The sequence below is a fragment of the Actinomadura sp. genome (genome assembly GCF_044508335.1).
GTDB lineage: Bacteria > Actinomycetota > Actinomycetes > Streptosporangiales > Streptosporangiaceae > Spirillospora.
Genome location: NZ_JBIQHY010000002.1, coordinates 106,000 through 121,883 on the forward strand (window position 1 = coordinate 106,000; position 15,884 = coordinate 121,883).

A 15,884-nucleotide genomic window follows, 5' to 3' on the forward strand; every position below is an offset into this window, starting at 1 on the left:
GACATGTGAGGATTTAGAAACACCTGCGAAACACGCCGGTGTCGGTTTTCACACCGTGGAAACGTGGGGGTCCCGCGGGCGAAACCGCCGAGGTCGAGTCTCTGAGCAGTTCGAAGTTCCCTGGCGAGGAGGGGCTCTCAGAGAGATGAAGATCGACAGCGGTAGTACCGCCTGGATGCTGACGAGTACCGCGCTCGTCCTGCTGATGACACCCGGGCTGGCCTTCTTCTACGGCGGCATGAGCCGCGCGAAGAGCGTGCTCAACATGATGATGATGAGCTTCGTCAGCATCGCCGTGGTGGGGATGGCGTGGGTCGTCTACGGCTACTCCCTCACCTTCGGCGACGGCGGCCCGCTCAGCTCGTTCGTCGGCGGCTTCGGCGACTGGGGGCTCGTCGGGCTGGAGAACGCGGCGACGGCCGACGACGGCACGGGCATCCCGCAGCTGGTGTTCGTGGCGTTCCAGGCGACGTTCGCCATCATCACCGTCGCGCTGATCAGCGGCGCCGTCGCCGACCGCGCCAAGTTCGGCGCCTGGGTCGTGTTCGCCCTGGTCTGGGCCACGCTCGTGTACTTCCCGATCGCGCACTGGGTGTGGTGGTCGGACGGCCAGGACGGCGGCAAGGCGGGCTGGCTGTTCGACCTCGGCGCACTCGACTTCGCGGGCGGCACGGTCGTCCACATCAACGCCGGCGTCGCGGCGCTCGCGCTGGCGATCGTCCTCGGCAAGCGCAAGGGCTGGCCGAAGGAGCCGATGCGCCCGCACAACCTGCCGTTCGTGCTGCTCGGCGCCGGGCTGCTGTGGTTCGGGTGGTTCGGGTTCAACGCCGGCTCCGCCCTCGCGGCCGGCGAGACCGCGGCCGTCGCGTTCATCAACACGCTCGCCGCGACCTGCGCCGCCGCGTTCGCCTGGATCGTCGTGGAGAAGCTGCGCGACGGCGCCTCCACCACGCTCGGCATCGCCTCCGGCGTCGTCGCCGGGCTGGTCGCCATCACCCCCGCCTGCGCGTTCATCACCCCGCTCGGCGCCATCGTCCTCGGCCTCGTCGCCGGCGCGGTGTGCGCGTTCGCGGTGGGCCTCAAGTACCGGCTCGGGTACGACGACTCGCTCGACGTGGTCGGCGTCCACATGGTCGGCGGGATCGTCGGCGCGCTGCTGATCGGCCTCCTGGCCACCACCGCGGTCAACGACGGCGGCGCGGACGGGCTGTTCGCCGGCGGCGGGCTCGGGCTGCTCGGCAAGCAGGCCGTCGCCGTCCTGGCGACCCTCGCCTACTCGTTCGTCGTGACCTTCCTGATCGCGAAGGTCATCGACCTGACGATGGGCTTCCGGATCAGCGATGACGACGAGGCCGCCGGCATCGACAGCACGGCGCACGCGGAGACCGCCTACGACTTCGGCACCATCCGCGCGGGCATCGGCTCCGGGGCGACCGCGGCGGCGCCCGCCGCCCCCGCGAAGAAGGTTGAGGCGTGAGGATGAAGCTCATCACGGCGGTCATCAAGCCGTTCAAGCTGGACGAGGTCAAGAAGGCCCTGGAGACCTTCGGGGTCAAGGGCATGACCGTCAGCGAGGCCAGCGGCTACGGGCGGCAGAAGGGCCACACCGAGGTCTACCGGGGGGCCGAGTACCAGGTCGACCTCGTGCCCAAGCTGCGGGTGGAGATCCTGGTCGACGCCGAGGACGCCGACGACATCATCGACGTGATCGTCCGCGCCGCCCGCACCGACAAGATCGGCGACGGCAAGGTGTGGGCGGTGCCGGTCGACACCGTCGTCCGCGTCCGCACCGGCGAGACCGGCCCGGAAGCCCTCTAGGACGCCCCGTGCCCATCACCGAGGCCGGCGGTGCGCAGGCGGCCCGCGACGCCCTGGCGGCGGCGCGGGCCGCACGCGCCGCCGACCTGGACCGCCGCCTCGCCTCCCTCCTGGCCGCCGCCTGCGACGCGGACGGGGTGGGGGTCGCGCTCGTCGCGGTCGGCAGCCACGCGCGCCGCGAGCTGACCCCCGGCGGCGACCTCGACCTCGTCCTGCTGCACCGCGGCCGCCCCGACATCGCCGGGATCGCGGACCGGGTCTGGTACCCGCTCTGGGACTCCGGGACGCGGCTCGACCACTCCGTCCGCACCGTCCACGAGGCGCGGACCGTCGCGCGCGGCGACATGAAGGCCGCCCTCGGCCTGCTGTCGGCGCGGCGCATCGCGGGCGACCACACCCTCGTGGACGAACTGCGCGCCGCCGTCCTCGCCGACTGGCGCGCCGACGCCGCCGTCCGGCTGCCCGAGCTGTCGGCGATGTGCCGCGACCGCTGGGAGGCCAAGGGGGAGCTGGCCTTCCTCCTGGAACCCGACGTCAAAGAGGCCCACGGCGGCCTGCGCGACGTCCATGTCATGCACGCGGTCGCCGCGTCCTGGGTGGCGTCCGGCCCGGACGGCCGCGTCCGCGCCGCCCACGACCTGCTCCTCGACGTCCGCCACGCCCTGCACGAGACCACCGGCCGCGCCACCGACCGGCTCGTCCTGCAGGAGCAGCAGGCCGTGGCCCGCGCCCTCGGCCTGCTGGACGCCGACGCCCTGCAGCGCTCGATCGTGGAGGCCGCCCGCACGATCACCTACGCGGGCTCCAACATGTGGCGCCGAGTGGACCGCGTCACCCGGCCCCGCGGCTCCCAGGGCGTTCCCGGCCGGCTCCCCACCCCGGCCACCGGGCGCCGGCGGGCGATCCAGCGGCGCCCCGTCGGGGACGGCGCCGTCGAGCACGAGGGCGAGGTCGTCCTCGCGCGCAACGCCGACCTCGGCGACCCCGTCCTCGTCCTGCGCGTCGCCGCCGCCGCCGCGCAGGCCGGCCTCCCGCTCGCTCCCGCCACGGTCGCGAGGCTCGCCGAGCACGCCGCGCTGCCGCCCGCGCCGTGGCCCGCCGGCGCCCGCGACGCGCTCGTCTCCCTGCTCGGCGCCGGTCCCGCCGCCATCGCCGTCTGGGAGGCCCTCGACCAGGCCGGGCTGATCGTCCGGCTGCTGCCCGACTGGGAACGCGTCCGCAACCGCCCGCAGCGCAACCCGATCCACCGCTTCACCGTCGACCGCCACCTCGTGGAGACCGCCGCCGGCGCCGCCGCCCTCACCCGCGAGGTCGCCCGCCCCGACCTGCTCCTCGTCGGCGCCCTCCTGCACGACATCGGCAAGGGATGGCCCGGCGACCACTCGGCCGGCGGCGCCGTCGTCGTCCGCGACCTCGGCGCCCGTCTCGGCTTCCCCGACGACGACGTGCGCGTACTCGAAACGCTCGTCCGCCACCACCTGCTGCTCCCCGAGACCGCGACCCGCCGGGACATCGACGACCCGGTGACCGTCCAGACCGTCACCGCCGCCGTGTCGGAGGTGCCGGGCCGCGAACGCGAGATCCTCGACCTCCTCGCCGCCCTCGCGATCGCCGACGGAACCGCGACCGGGCCCGCCGCCTGGGGCGCCTGGAAGGCCGGCCTCGTCGCCGAACTCGCCCGCCGCGCCGCCGCCGCCCTCTCCGGCGGCACGCCCCCGCCCGCCCCCGACCCCTCACCGGACCACCTGGCCCTGGCCCGCCACGACGGCGCGGCGGTCCGCGTCGCGGGCTCCCGCATCACCATCGCCGCCCCCGACCGCCCCGGCCTCCTCTGGCGCGCCGCCGGCGTCCTCGCCCTGCACCGCCTGGCCGTCAAGACCGCCCGGACCACCTCCTCCCCGCACGCCGCCGCGCCCGCGGACACCGGGGCGGGGGAGGCCGGGGACGGCGCGGGGACCGCGGTGCTCGACTTCACGGCGGTGCCGGAGTTCGGGGCGCCGCCCGATCCGGCCGGGCTGGAGGCGGACCTGCGGCTCATGCTCGCGGGGCGGCTCGACGTGGCGGGGCGGCTGGAGCGCAGGGCGCGGTCGGTGCGGGTGCGGCCCGGGGCGGCGGCGCCCCCGCCGCGGGTCATGATCGTGGACGACGCCTCGCGGACGGCGACCGTCATCGAGGTGCGCGCCCACGACCGCCCCGGCCTGCTGTGGCGGGTCGGGCAGGCGCTCGGGGCGTGCGGGCTGCAGGTGCGCGCGGCCCAGGTCGACACCCTCGGGGCCGAGGCGGTGGACGTCTTCTACGTGGTGGACGGGGCGGGGCGCCCGCTCGACGACCCCGCCGCGCTCGCCGCCGTCCGGGAAGAGGTCCTCGCCGCCCTGCGTTGAAGCGGCGGCGGCTCCGGCGCGGGCGCGTCGCGGAGCCTCCGGGAACGGGTCCGGCGAGGCGGGCGGGCCGGGCCGGTGACCCTATACGCTGATAGCGATCCCAGAAGCTTTCCAAGGACGGTCCAGACACGTGTTCGAGACGCTCTCCGACCGGTTGACGACGGTCTTCTCGTCCCTGCGCAGCAAGGGCCGGCTCTCCGAGGCCGACATCAACGCGACGGCCCGCGAGATCCGGATCGCGCTGCTCGAGGCCGACGTCGCGCTGCCCGTCGTCAAGGACTTCATCGCGCAGGTCAAGGAGCGGGCCGCCGGCGCGGAGGTCTCGCAGGCGCTGAACCCGGCGCAGCAGGTCGTCAAGATCGTCAACGAGGAGCTCATCGAGATCCTCGGCGGCGAGACCCGCCGGCTCCGGCTGGCCAAGACGCCGCCCACGGTGATCATGCTCGCGGGTCTGCAGGGCGCAGGCAAGACCACCCTCGCCGGCAAGCTCGCCCGGTGGCTGAAGCAGGAGGGCCACACCCCGATGCTGGTGGCCGCCGACCTGCAGCGGCCCAACGCCGTCCAGCAGCTCCAGGTCGTCGGCGAGCGGGCCGGGGTGCCGGTGTTCGCGCCCGAGCCGGGCAGCGGCGTCGGCGACCCGGTCGACGTGGCGCGCCGCTCGCTCGACCAGGCCCGGCACGCCCAGCACGACATCGTCGTCATCGACACCGCGGGCCGCCTCGGCGTCGACGCGGAGATGATGCAGCAGGCCATCGACATCCGCGACGCCGTCCAGCCCGACGACATCCTCTTCGTCGTGGACGCCATGGTCGGCCAGGACGCGGTCAACACCGCCCAGGCGTTCATGGACGGCGTCGGCTTCGACGGCGTCGTCCTCACCAAGCTCGACGGCGACGCGCGCGGCGGCGCGGCGCTGTCGGTCCGGCACATCACCGGGCGCCCGATCATGTTCGCCTCGACGGGCGAGAAGCTGGAGGACTTCAGCGTCTTCCACCCCGACCGCATGGCGGGCCGGATCCTCGACATGGGCGACATCCTCACCCTGATCGAGCAGGCCGAGCAGGCGTTCGACGCCGAGCAGGCCGAGAAGATGTCCACCAAGTTCGCGTCGGGCGAGGACTTCACCCTCGAGGACTTCCTCGAGCAGATGATGATGATCCGCAAGCTCGGCCCGATCGGGAACCTGCTCGGGATGATGCCGGGCATGGGGCAGGTCCGCGACCAGATCAGCCAGATCGACGACAAGGACCTGGACCGCATCGCCGCGATCATCCGCTCGATGACCCCGCAGGAGCGCGCCCAGCCCAAGATCATCAACGGCTCCCGCCGCGCCCGCATCGCCAAGGGCTCCGGCGTGTCCGTCGGCGAGGTCAACAGCCTCGTCACCCGGTTCTTCGACGCGCAGAAGATGATGCGCCAGATGGCCGGCGGCATGGGGCTGCCCGGCATGCCCGGCGGGCGGAAGAAGGCGGCGAAGGCGGCAGCCAAGAAGAACCGGAAGGGCAAGCAGCGCAGCGGCGACCCGCGCAAGCGCGCCGCCGGCAAGAACCGGCAGCCCGCCGCGGACGGCATGCCCCAGTCGCTCCCGCCGGGCCTCGGCGGCCCCGGCGGCGCCGGCCAGGACGGACTTCCCCCCGGCCTCGCGGGCCGGCTCCCGCCGGGCTTCCAGATGCCCGACCTGGGCAAACTGCAGAACCGCAAGAAGAAGTGACCGCGGGCCCCGCGGTCCCCGCGGCGCCATGGCGGGCGAGTCGGGGACACGGGGCCTTGCGATTGCACCTTCGCGCCGAACGTCTGGCAGAATGACAGGCTGGAAACCCGGAACCGCGAGGCGCCCTCTCTCGTCCTGCGCGGCCGGAGTCCATCGGGCGGCCGTGAGCCGGTGTTCCCCACCTGGCGCGGGCTCGTCCACCCAGTTATGAAATCGGAGTACACCACACCCGTGGCAGTCAAGATCAAGCTCAAGCGTCTGGGGAAGATCCGGAACCCGCAGTACCGGATCGTCGTGGCCGACGCCCGCACCAAGCGGGACGGGCGCGCCATCGAGGAGATCGGCCTCTACCAGCCGAAGCAGGAGCCCTCGCTCATCAAGATCGACTCCGAGCGGGCGCAGTACTGGCTCGGCGTCGGCGCGCAGCCGACCGAGCCCGTCCTGAACCTGCTGAAGATCACCGGCGACTGGCAGAAGTTCAAGGGCGAGCCGGGCGCCGAGGGCACCCTCAAGGTCGCCGAGCCCAAGCCCGACAAGAAGGCCGCCTTCGAGGCCGCCGTCAAGGAGTCCCTGGGCGAGGACGAGGCCGCCGGCACCGCGACCCGCGGCAAGAAGAAGGCCGAGCCGAAGAAGTCCGAGGCCAAGGCCGCCGAGACCGACGAAGCCAAGAGCGAGGGCTGACAGTGCTCGAAGAAGCGCTCGAGCACCTGGTCCGCGGGATCGTCGAGAACCCGGACGACGTCCGGGTCCGCGCCCGCCGGATCCGGGGCGGCCGGGTCCTGGAGGTGCGCGTGCACCCCGAGGACCTCGGGAAGGTCATCGGCCGCGGCGGCCGCACCGCCAAGGCCCTCCGCACGGTGATCAGCGCCCTCTCCGGGGGCCGCTACGTGCGCGTTGACCTGCTCGACGTCAACGAGGTCCGCTGAGTGGCGTTCCGATGAGCGAACCGCTCGTGGTGGGACGTATCGGACGGCCGCACGGGGTCCGCGGCGAGGTGACCATCGACGTCCGCACGGACGAGCCGGACATCCGGTTCGCCGCGGGCACCGAGATCGCCACCGACCCCGGCGCCGCTGGTCCGCTCACCGTCGAGCGGACCCGCTGGCATTCGGGACGCCTGCTCGTGCGCTTCGCCGGGATCGGCGACCGCGACGCCGCCGAGGCCCTGCGCGGCACGTGGCTCGTCGTCGACCCCGGTGACATCCCCCCGTCCGCCGACCCGGACGACTTCCACGACCAGGAGCTGATCGGCCTCGCCGTGGTCACCGCGGACGGCGCCGACGTCGGCGCCGTCGCCGACGTGCTGCACCACGGCCAGGACCTCCTCGTCGTGCGCGGCCCCGGCGGGGAGAAGCTCGTGCCGTTCGTGGCCGCGCTCGTCCCCGAGGTGGACGTCCCCGGGGGGCGGCTCGTCATCGACCCGCCCCCCGGACTGCTCGACGAACCATGAGAATCGACATCGTCACGATCTTCCCCGAGTACTTCGCCCCCCTCGACCTCTCCCTCCTGGGCAAGGCCCGCCGCGCCGGCCTGCTGGACGTCCGCGTCCACGACCTGCGCGACTGGACCCACGACCGCCACCGCACCGTCGACGACACCCCCTACGGCGGCGGCCCCGGCATGGTCATGAAACCCGACCCCTGGGGCGAAGCCCTGGACGCCATCGCCCCACCCCCTCCCGAAAACCACGGGCGGCCGTCGGCCACCGAGGCCACACCCGCCGCCGGACACGCGTCACTCTCCAACACCCAGTCACCCGGCGCCCCGGAGCCCGCCGGACCAGGTGGCCACGCGTCCCCCACCGACACCGCGTCGGGCCCCGGGGACGTGCCGACCGGCGGGCACCAGTCGCCCGGCGGCGTTTCGCCGGATCCTGGGGATGTCTCGGCCGGTGGGGGGCAGTCGCCTGGCGGCGTTTCGTCGGGCCCCGGGGACGTGTCGGCCGGCGGATCCGCGTCGGCCGGTGGGGATCAATCGGCTGGCGGTGCCGCGTCGGCGACTGAAGAGGCGTCAAATGGGGGCGGAGCGTCTGGGGCGGTGCCGCGGCTGATCATTCCGACGCCGAGCGGGCGGCCGTTCACGCAGGCCGACGCGGTGCGGCACGCGGAAGAGCCTTGGCTGGTGTTCGCCTGCGGACGCTACGAGGGCATCGACTCCCGCGTCGCCGAGGAGGCCCGCACCCGCATGCCCGTGGACGAGGTCAGCCTCGGCGACTTCGTCCTCGCCGGCGGCGAGGTCGCCGTCCTGGTGATGATCGAGGCGATCGCGCGGCTCGTGCCCGGCGTGCTCGGCAACGCCGACTCCGTCGCGGACGACTCCTTCGCCCCGGGCGCCATGGAGTCGCTCCTGGAGGGCCCCGTCTACACCAAGCCCCCCGTCTGGCGGGATCGGCCGGTTCCGGACGTCCTCCTGTCGGGCCACCACGGCGCGATCGCCCGCTGGAGGCGCGACGAGGCGCTCCGCCGGACCGCCCGGCACCGCCCCGAACTGCTCGCCCGCCTCGCACCGGAGGACCTCGACGACCGGGACCGCGCGGTCCTGCGCGAGGCCGGTTTTCCGGTTGACTCCGAAGGTATGGCAGACTAGAGCGTCCGTGCCTCCACAGCGCACGGCACCCCAAGACCACTTCCCGCGGCGCGACGCCCCCATGAACATCCCACCGGGGCCTCTCGACGCCCGCGTTCGACCACGAGGAACAGCTGCGATGCACACCCTGATCCAGGAGATCGAGAAGAAGGCGATGCGCACCGACGTCCCGGACTTCCGTCCGGGCGACACGCTCAAGGTGCACGTGCGCGTCACCGAGGGAAACCGTAGCCGTATCCAGGTCTTCCAGGGCGTGGTGATCCGGCGGCAGGGCGGCGGCGCGCGCGAGACGTTCACCGTCCGCAAGGTCAGCTACAGCGTCGGCGTCGAGCGGACCTTCCCGATCAACAGCCCGTCGATCGACAAGATCGAGGTCGTCACCCGCGGCGACGTGCGCCGCGCCAAGCTCTACTACCTGCGCAACCTCCGCGGCAAGGCGGCCCGCATCAAGGAGAAGCGCGAGCACTGAGCCGATGGACCACGACGCCCCGGGAACCCGCGAGGGTGCCCGGGGCGTTGCCCGTTCCGGACCGGCGCGAGCGCTGCTGACGCCCGCGACACGCCCGCGGGCGGCGTCCCGCAGGCCCCGCGGCGCTAGGCTTTCGCTCTGATGACTGACGAGGACGATCGGAGAGACGTGCGATCCGAAGCCGAGGGCGCGGTGCCCGAAGAGAAGGAGCCAGTGGACTCGGCCGAGGACTCCGAAGACGGCGGTAAGAAGCAGAAGAAGCAGGGATCGTTCTGGAAGGAACTCCCCGTCCTCATCGTCGTCGCCGTCGTGCTGGCCCTCGTCATCAAGGCCTTCGCGGTCCAGGCGTTCTACATCCCGTCCGGCTCCATGGAGAACACCCTCCAGGTCGGCGACCGCGTCCTCGTCAACAAGATCGTGTACCACACCCGGGACATCGCCCGCGGCGACGTGATCGTCTTCAACGGCCTCGACTCCTGGGACCCCGAAGTCCAGGTGGACGAGCCCGGCAACCCGGTCTCCAAGGCGCTGCGCGCCGTCGGCACCGCGTTCGGCGTGGCGCCCAACGAGAAGGACTACATCAAGCGCGTCATCGGCATCCCCGGCGACCACGTCAAGTGCTGCGACGCCCAGGGCCGCGTCACCGTCAACGGCGTCCCCCTCGACGAGAAGTCCTACATCTTCACCGACCCGATCACGCACGAGCAGAACAAGCCGTCCAACGACCCGTTCGACGTCACCGTGAAGCCGGGCCAGCTCTGGGTCATGGGCGACCACCGCGAACTCTCCTACGACTCCCGCTCCCACCGCGGCGACCCGGGCGGCGGCACGATCCCCATCGACCGCGTCATCGGCCGCGCCTTCGTCATCGTCTGGCCCCTCGACCGCATCAGCACCCTTCCGATCCCCGGCACCTTCAAGCAGCGCGGCCTGGAGAAGCCGGCGGCCGCCGCCCTCCCCGCCACTCCGTACGCCCTCGGCGCCCTCTGCACCCTCCCCCTCGCCTACCTGCGCCGCCGTCGGCTGAAAGCCACCTGACCGAGGTCCCAACCACCGCAAGCACAAACGGCCCCGGCCACGCACGGCCCCACGCACGCCCCACGCACGCCCCACGCACGGCCCCACGCACGGCCTGCGCACGGCCGGCCGCCGCCCCGGCGGAACTGCGGCAGCCCACACTCCGCGACCACAACGGCCCGGGCCGCCTCCCAGGTGCCGCTTCCAGCTGCCTGCCACCCGCCCGCCCACAAATGGGGGTCGGGCGCACGGCACCCGGAGAGCGAGTCGGACAGGCGAGGGCGCTTGGTCGTGTGTTCGCGCCGCCTGTTGCCTCGCGTGCGCTGGTGTTTCGCGAAGTCTGTCGTGGTTCGGGAGTGGACATGGTGGGCTATCGCGGGCAATCGGAGCGAGGCGTCGGTGCGTGGACGTACGCTGCGGAGCATGAAGGGACGTCCTCTCCGCTTCACCCCCCGCCGGGACGCAGGGCTGTTCGCGTTCGAGCGCGCCTTGGCCCATGGCGGGTTCAGCCCCGTGGCCGGCGTCGACGAGGCGGGGCGCGGGGCCTGCGCGGGGCCGCTCGTGGTGGCAGCGGTGATCCTGCAGGGAGGACGCGGAAGGATCGACGGTCTCACCGACTCCAAGCTGCTCACCCCCGCGCGTCGCGAAGAGCTGTACGCGGAGATCACCGAGCGCGCGTACGCGTGGAGCGCGATCGTCATCCCGTGCCACGACATCGACCGGATCGGCCTCCACCGGTGCAATGTCACCGGGATGCGGCGGGCCCTGGCCGCCCTGGACAAGCGGCCCGCCTACGTCCTCAGCGACGGCTTCCGCGTGCCGGGGCTGGACGTCCCCGGCCTGGCGATGATCAAAGGCGACCAGGCCGCGGCGTGCGTGGCGGCGGCGTCCATCGTCGCCAAGGTCACCCGGGACCGGATCATGGTGGAGCTCCACGAGCGGTACCCCCAGTACGGTTTCGACGTCCACAAGGGCTACGTGACCCGCGCGCACGGCGAGGCGCTCACCGCGCACGGTCCGTGTCCAGAGCATCGGTTCTCCTACGTCAACGTCGGGCGGGCCTTGCGCAACAATGGAGATGTGGGCTTGGGGGAGGAGACCGAGGGGGAGGTCTCCGGCGAAGGCCGCGCGGAAGGGGCACGAGCGTGAGCGCCGAGGAGCTCGAGAAGTACGAGACCGAGATGGAGCTGCAGCTCTATCGCGAGTACCGCGACGTCCTCGGCCTGTTCAGCTACGTCGTCGAGACCGAGCGCAGGTTCTACCTCACGAACTCCGTCGACCTTCAGGTGCGCAACACCGATACCGGCGATGTCTTCTTCGAGGTCACGATGCAGGACGCGTGGGTCTGGGACATGTACCGCCCTGCCCGCTTCGTCAAGAATGTGCGTGTTGTCACGTTCAAGGACGTGAACGTCGAAGAACTCGCCAAGAGCGATTTCGAACTCCCCTCTGAGGAGTAGCCCGCGATCGGTGGACGTCCGCGGCTTTCTCCGAGTCCCGTGGCCTCGGTGCTCGCCGGCGCGGATTTCTCTTCCTGAAGCGGGCTCGGGGTCATTTCGGCTCCTCGGGCGGAGAGTCCGGGATGTTGGGTTCTTCGGCTGGGCCATTGGGGGATTTCCCGGACTTCGTGAGGCGCCAGCCGGAGGGGGCGCGTTCGATGAAGCCGGCCGCCGACAGGAGGCCCAGTTTCGCGTTGACCGTGGTCAGGTCGACGCCCGCCTTGACGGCGAGCTGCGCGGGGCCGGCCGCGCCGCGGGCCGGGAGCGCCTCCAGGACGGACCTGGTGACCGGTTCGAGGCGGTCGCGGGCGAGGACGGGGGTGCTGGGCGGTGGCGCCAGGTCGGCGCCGATGCGCCCCACCGCCTCGATGATCTCCTCGGGGCGCGTGACCAGCGTGACGCCCTCCTCCCGCAGGAGCCGGTGGCAGCCGACCGAGGAGCGGGACGTGATCGGCCCGGGCACGGCCATCACCACCCGGCCGAGTCTGGACGCCCAGCCGGCCGTGTTCAGGGCGCCGCTGCGGGCCTCCGCCTCGACGATGACCGTGCCGCGGGACAGCGCCGCGATCACCCGGTTGCGGACGAGGAACCGCAGCCGGTGCGGGTGGGTCCCCGGCGGCGACTCGCTCACCAGCAGGGACCGCCGCGCCATCTCGGCGAACAGCCCCTCGTTGGACGCCGGGTAGGGGACGTCCACCCCGTTGGCGAGGACCGCGACGGTCGGGCCGTCCGCGGCCAGCGCACCCCGGTGGGCGGCCGCGTCGATCCCGAGGGCGCCGCCGGAGATCACCGTCCAGCCGCCGTCGGCGAGGTCGGACGCGAAGTCGGCGGCGGCGCGCAGTCCGTAGGGGGACGCGGCGCGGGAACCGACGACGGCGACCGAACGCAGGCAGGAGTAGCGCAGGTCGCCGGGACCGCGCAGCCACAGCGCGTAGGGGCGTCCGGTGCCGAGATCGTCGAGGGTCGTCGGCCATTCGGGATCTCCCGGGCAGATCAGGCGGCCGCGGAACTGGGCGCAGACCGCCATGTCCTGGTCGGGTTCCGCGGCGATGAGGCGGATCCGCCATTGGCCGAGGCGCCGGACCTCCTTGGGAGTGGCGTCGATGGAGCTGGGGAGCCGAGCCGTGCGGACCGCTTCGAGGGCCCCCTCCGGGCCGCAGTGGTCGATGATGCGGTTGAGGAACGCGTCGCCGGGCTCGGCGACGGCGGTGAGGGTGGCGCGGGCGGTTCTCTCGTCGCTCATTGGCGCCCCGCGGACCACAGGGCGAGCGCGCCGCCGACGTCGTCCGGCCCGGGTTCGTCGTGGCCTGCCAGGTCGGCGATGGTCCAGGCGACCCGCAGGATGCGGTCGAGGCCGCGTGCGCTCAGCGTGCCCCGCTGCAGGGCCTCGTCGGCCGCCCGCATCGCCTCCGCGGAGGGGGTGAAGCGCTTGCGCAGCTCCGGGCCGGGGACCTCGGAGTTCGAACGCCACGGGGTGCCGGCGAGGCGGTGGCGCGTCCGTTCCCTGGCGAGCTGGACGCGTTCGGCCACCACCTTGCTGGACTCGGCGAACTCCAGGTCGTAGCGGAGTTCGGCCCGGCTGGCCGGTGTCAGCTCCAGTTTCAGGTCGATGCGGTCGAGGAGCGGGCCGGTCACGCGGCCGGCGTACTTGCGGCGGACGCCCGGGGCGCAGGAGCAGTCGATCTGCTTTGCCGCGGCGCACGGGCACGGGTTCGCCGCGAGGACGAGCGTGAACCGTGCGGGGAACTGCGCGATGCCCTCGATGCGGGAGATGCGGACGACGCCCTCTTCGAGGGGCTGGCGCAGGGCGTCCAGCGTCCCCAATTGGAACTCCGGCGCCTCGTCCAGGAAAAGGATCCCCCGGTGCGCGAGGGACACGGCGCCCGGCTGCAGAACCCGGCCCGACCCGCCGCCGACCATCGCCGCCCGCGAGGCGGTGTGATGCGGGGCATAGAACGGCGGCTGGGTGATCAGCGGCTGACCCGGGCGGAGGGTTCCGGCGACCGAGTGGATCGCGGTGACCTCCAGCGCGATCTCGGGTTCCAGGGGCGGCAGCAGCGTCGGCAGCCGCTCCGCCAGCATCGTCTTGCCGCAGCCCGGCGGCCCGGCGAAGAACAGGTGGTGCCCTCCCGCCGCGCTGATCTCCAGCGCGCGGCGGGCCTCGGCCTGCCCCCGGACGTCGGCCAGATCCAGATCGGGCGAGATCTCCTGCCGCCTGATGGCGTACCCGTCGGGGGGAAGGGCGAAGTCGTCCTCCTCGTCCTCCTCGATGGGCGGCGGCTCGTCGCGCAGGGTGCACAGCAGCCCGCGCAGCGTGCTCGCCGACACCACCTGCATGCCGGGGACGAGTTCGGCTTCCGCGGCGTTCGCCTGGGGGACCACGACCGTCCGGCAGCCCCGGTTGGCGGCGGCCAGCACGGCGGGGAGTATCCCCTGGATCGGACGTATGCGGCCGTCCAGGCCGAGTTCGCCGATCAGCACCATCCCGGCGCAGCTTCGCGCGGGGATGACCTCCGCCGCCGCGAGCAGCGAAATGGCGATGGCGAGGTCGAACGTGGAGCCCTTCTTCGGCATGCTCGCCGGGAACAGCGACACCGTGACATGGCGGTTGGGCCAGTCTTCTCCGGAGTTGAAGATGGCGGCGCGGACGCGGTCGCGGGCCTCGCTGAGCGCCGTGTCCGGGAGGCCGACCAGATGCAGGCCGGGGACGCCGCTGGTGATGGCCGCCTCCACGTCGACGACGAAGCCGTCCACCCCGACGAGCGACACCGAGCGGGTCTTCGCGAGCGTCATCAGCACACCTCCCGCAGGTGGTCGATCGAGAATCCGTCGCCGTCCCCGGTCAGGCCGAGGACGTCGACCCGCATGGGGGCGCCGCCGACCCCGTGGGCGGCGGCCCACCGCCAGGCCAGCCGCCGTAACCGCGCCGCCTTCTCGGTGGTGACCGCTTCGACGGGATCGCCGAACCGGGCGGATCTGCGCGTCTTCACCTCGCAGACGACGTGCCTGCGCCCGTCGTGGGCCACGATGTCCAGTTCGCCTTCGCGGCATCGCCAGTTGCGGTCGAGGATCGTCCAGCCGAGGCCGACGAGGTAGTCGACGGCGGCGTCCTCACCGCGCCGGCCGAGACCGATATGAGCGTTCACGGGTTCCTCACCTCCGGCTTCGACACTGCCGGGAGGTGACGACGCGTAGCCATGAAACGACAATCTGTGGATAACCCGCCTGGAGATTTGCGGCGATTCGTGGGCCACCCCCGTCGGTGCTTGCGCCGGCCGGATCGTTGGCGCAGCGTGGCGGATGTGACGAACGCGCTGGAGGACGCCGTAGCCGACTTCGGACGCCATCTCAGCGCCGAACGGGACGTGTCGCCGCACACGCTGCGGGCCTATCTGGGCGATTTGGCCGACCTGTGCGCATATGCCGCCGTCATCGGCGTCACCGAACCCGCCGACCTGGACGTCTCGTTACTGCGGGCCTGGCTCGCACGCCAGCACGCCCTAGGCCGTTCCCGCGCCACCCTGGCCCGCCGGACGGCGGCCGCCCGCGCATTCACCCGGCACCTGCACAGGACGGGACTCCTTCAGGACGATCCAGGGCTGCTCCTGGGCGCCCCCAAGCGGCAGCGTGACCTCCCTGACGTCCTCAACCAAGAGCACGCGGCGCGCCTCCTCGACACCATGGACGCCCAAGGCCCTCTCGGCCTCCGTGACCTGGCCGTCCTGGAGGTGCTCTACGGCACGGGCGTCCGTGTCAGCGAACTCTGTGGACTCGACATCGACGACCTGGACACCGGGCGCAGGACGCTCCGCGTCCTCGGCAAGGGCGGACGGGAACGCATCGTCCCGATAGGCGAACCGGCCGTCCGCGCCGTCCAAGACTGGCTTCGCGCGGGGCGCCCTTCCTTCGCCACCGGGGACAGCGGCCCCGCGCTCTTCCTGGGCGTCCGCGGGGGACGCCTCCACCCGACCACCGCGCGCCGCATCGTCCACGACCGGATCTCCGAGGTCGGCCAGGTCCCCGACCTGAGCCCCCATGGGCTCCGCCACAGCGCAGCCACACACCTGCTAGAGGGCGGCGCCGACCTGCGCAGCGTCCAGGAGATCCTGGGCCACGCCTCCCTCCAGACCACCCAGCTCTACACCCATGTCTCAGCCGAACGGCTGAAGCAGGTTCACCGCCAAGCCCACCCCCGCAGCACCCACCCGGACTGAGGGTGATGGAGGAGTCGGACGCCCCCGGCATCTCCCCGACTGGCTGACCAAGGCTCATCAACGGGATCCGTCGATCATGCCTGGAGGTGCTCGTATCCCCCGCCGCCCCCAGCAACGGCACGTCCGCCGCGTGACCGTACTGCCCAGGCGCGAGAAATCCGGGGCTGGTCGTGACGTTGGAGGGGGCCG

The 15,884-nt window shown here is 72.6% G+C and carries 15 protein-coding genes and 2 pseudogenes; 14 read left to right on the forward strand and 3 right to left on the reverse strand.

Features of this window, described 5'->3' with window-relative positions:
- The first annotated feature begins 145 nt into the window (after positions 1–145).
- From ACIWVC_RS01565 to ACIWVC_RS01625, 13 genes and pseudogenes are all read left to right on the forward strand, one after another.
- Positions 146–1,477: an ammonium transporter gene (locus ACIWVC_RS01565; protein ID WP_396445896.1), complete on the forward strand. Its 1,332-nt coding sequence runs from the start codon at positions 146–148 to the stop codon at positions 1,475–1,477.
- Positions 1,478–1,479: 2 nt separating this feature from the next.
- Complete coding sequence (locus tag ACIWVC_RS01570; protein ID WP_396445962.1) at positions 1,480–1,818, forward strand: P-II family nitrogen regulator; 339 nt, start codon at positions 1,480–1,482, stop codon at positions 1,816–1,818.
- 8 nt (positions 1,819–1,826) lie between these two features.
- Positions 1,827–4,199: a [protein-PII] uridylyltransferase gene (locus ACIWVC_RS01575; RefSeq protein WP_396445897.1), complete on the forward strand. Its 2,373-nt coding sequence runs from the start codon at positions 1,827–1,829 to the stop codon at positions 4,197–4,199.
- Between the two features lie 130 nt (positions 4,200–4,329).
- Positions 4,330–5,910 carry a signal recognition particle protein gene (gene ffh, locus ACIWVC_RS01580; protein ID WP_396445898.1) on the forward strand — a complete coding sequence of 527 codons (1,581 nt, stop codon included), beginning with the start codon at positions 4,330–4,332 and terminating at the stop codon, positions 5,908–5,910.
- A gap of 231 nt (positions 5,911–6,141) precedes the next feature.
- The gene (gene rpsP, locus ACIWVC_RS01585; protein ID WP_396445899.1) at positions 6,142–6,591 is read left to right on the forward strand and encodes a 30S ribosomal protein S16; all 450 of its coding nucleotides are present in this window, start codon (positions 6,142–6,144) and stop codon (positions 6,589–6,591) included.
- A 2-nt stretch (positions 6,592–6,593) separates the two neighbouring features.
- A complete protein-coding gene (locus tag ACIWVC_RS01590; protein WP_067632131.1) occupies positions 6,594–6,836 on the forward strand; it encodes an RNA-binding protein in 243 nt (80 codons plus the stop codon).
- Between the two features lie 11 nt (positions 6,837–6,847).
- Positions 6,848–7,360 carry a ribosome maturation factor RimM gene (gene rimM / locus ACIWVC_RS01595; protein ID WP_396445900.1) on the forward strand — a complete coding sequence of 171 codons (513 nt, stop codon included), beginning with the start codon at positions 6,848–6,850 and terminating at the stop codon, positions 7,358–7,360.
- 92 nt (positions 7,361–7,452) lie between these two features.
- A pseudogene (locus ACIWVC_RS01600) lies at positions 7,453–7,578 on the forward strand (tRNA (guanosine(37)-N1)-methyltransferase TrmD); the annotation flags it as partial.
- A gap of 261 nt (positions 7,579–7,839) precedes the next feature.
- Positions 7,840–8,496 (forward strand): annotated as a pseudogene (locus ACIWVC_RS01605) (tRNA (guanine(37)-N(1))-methyltransferase); the annotation flags it as partial.
- A 118-nt stretch (positions 8,497–8,614) separates the two neighbouring features.
- The gene (rplS, locus tag ACIWVC_RS01610; protein ID WP_396445901.1) at positions 8,615–8,965 is read left to right on the forward strand and encodes a 50S ribosomal protein L19; all 351 of its coding nucleotides are present in this window, start codon (positions 8,615–8,617) and stop codon (positions 8,963–8,965) included.
- Positions 8,966–9,133: 168 nt separating this feature from the next.
- Positions 9,134–10,003 carry a signal peptidase I gene (gene lepB / locus ACIWVC_RS01615; protein WP_396453730.1) on the forward strand — a complete coding sequence of 290 codons (870 nt, stop codon included), beginning with the start codon at positions 9,134–9,136 and terminating at the stop codon, positions 10,001–10,003.
- Between the two features lie 402 nt (positions 10,004–10,405).
- A complete protein-coding gene (locus ACIWVC_RS01620; protein WP_396445903.1) occupies positions 10,406–11,131 on the forward strand; it encodes a ribonuclease HII in 726 nt (241 codons plus the stop codon).
- Entirely contained in the window at positions 11,128–11,442 is a 315-nt protein-coding gene (locus ACIWVC_RS01625) for a DUF2469 domain-containing protein (protein WP_396445904.1), read from the forward strand. The genes ACIWVC_RS01620 and ACIWVC_RS01625 overlap by 4 nt, the downstream gene beginning before the upstream one ends.
- Positions 11,443–11,533: 91 nt before the next feature.
- Here ACIWVC_RS01625 and dprA read toward each other — a convergent pair whose 3' ends face one another.
- From dprA to ACIWVC_RS01640, 3 genes are read right to left on the reverse strand one after another with little or no spacing between them, the layout of a single operon-like run.
- Positions 11,534–12,724: a DNA-processing protein DprA gene (dprA, locus tag ACIWVC_RS01630; protein ID WP_396445905.1), complete on the reverse strand. Its 1,191-nt coding sequence runs from the start codon at positions 12,722–12,724 to the stop codon at positions 11,534–11,536.
- Complete coding sequence (locus ACIWVC_RS01635; protein ID WP_396445906.1) at positions 12,721–14,274, reverse strand: YifB family Mg chelatase-like AAA ATPase; 1,554 nt, start codon at positions 14,272–14,274, stop codon at positions 12,721–12,723. The genes dprA and ACIWVC_RS01635 overlap by 4 nt, the downstream gene beginning before the upstream one ends.
- The gene (locus tag ACIWVC_RS01640; RefSeq protein WP_396445907.1) at positions 14,274–14,627 is read right to left on the reverse strand and encodes a YraN family protein; all 354 of its coding nucleotides are present in this window, start codon (positions 14,625–14,627) and stop codon (positions 14,274–14,276) included. The genes ACIWVC_RS01635 and ACIWVC_RS01640 overlap by 1 nt, the downstream gene beginning before the upstream one ends.
- Positions 14,628–14,774: 147 nt before the next feature.
- Here ACIWVC_RS01640 and ACIWVC_RS01645 point away from each other — a divergent pair, with 147 nt between their 5' ends.
- Positions 14,775–15,695: a tyrosine recombinase XerC gene (locus tag ACIWVC_RS01645; RefSeq protein ID WP_396445908.1), complete on the forward strand. Its 921-nt coding sequence runs from the start codon at positions 14,775–14,777 to the stop codon at positions 15,693–15,695.
- Positions 15,696–15,884 lie beyond the last annotated feature (189 nt).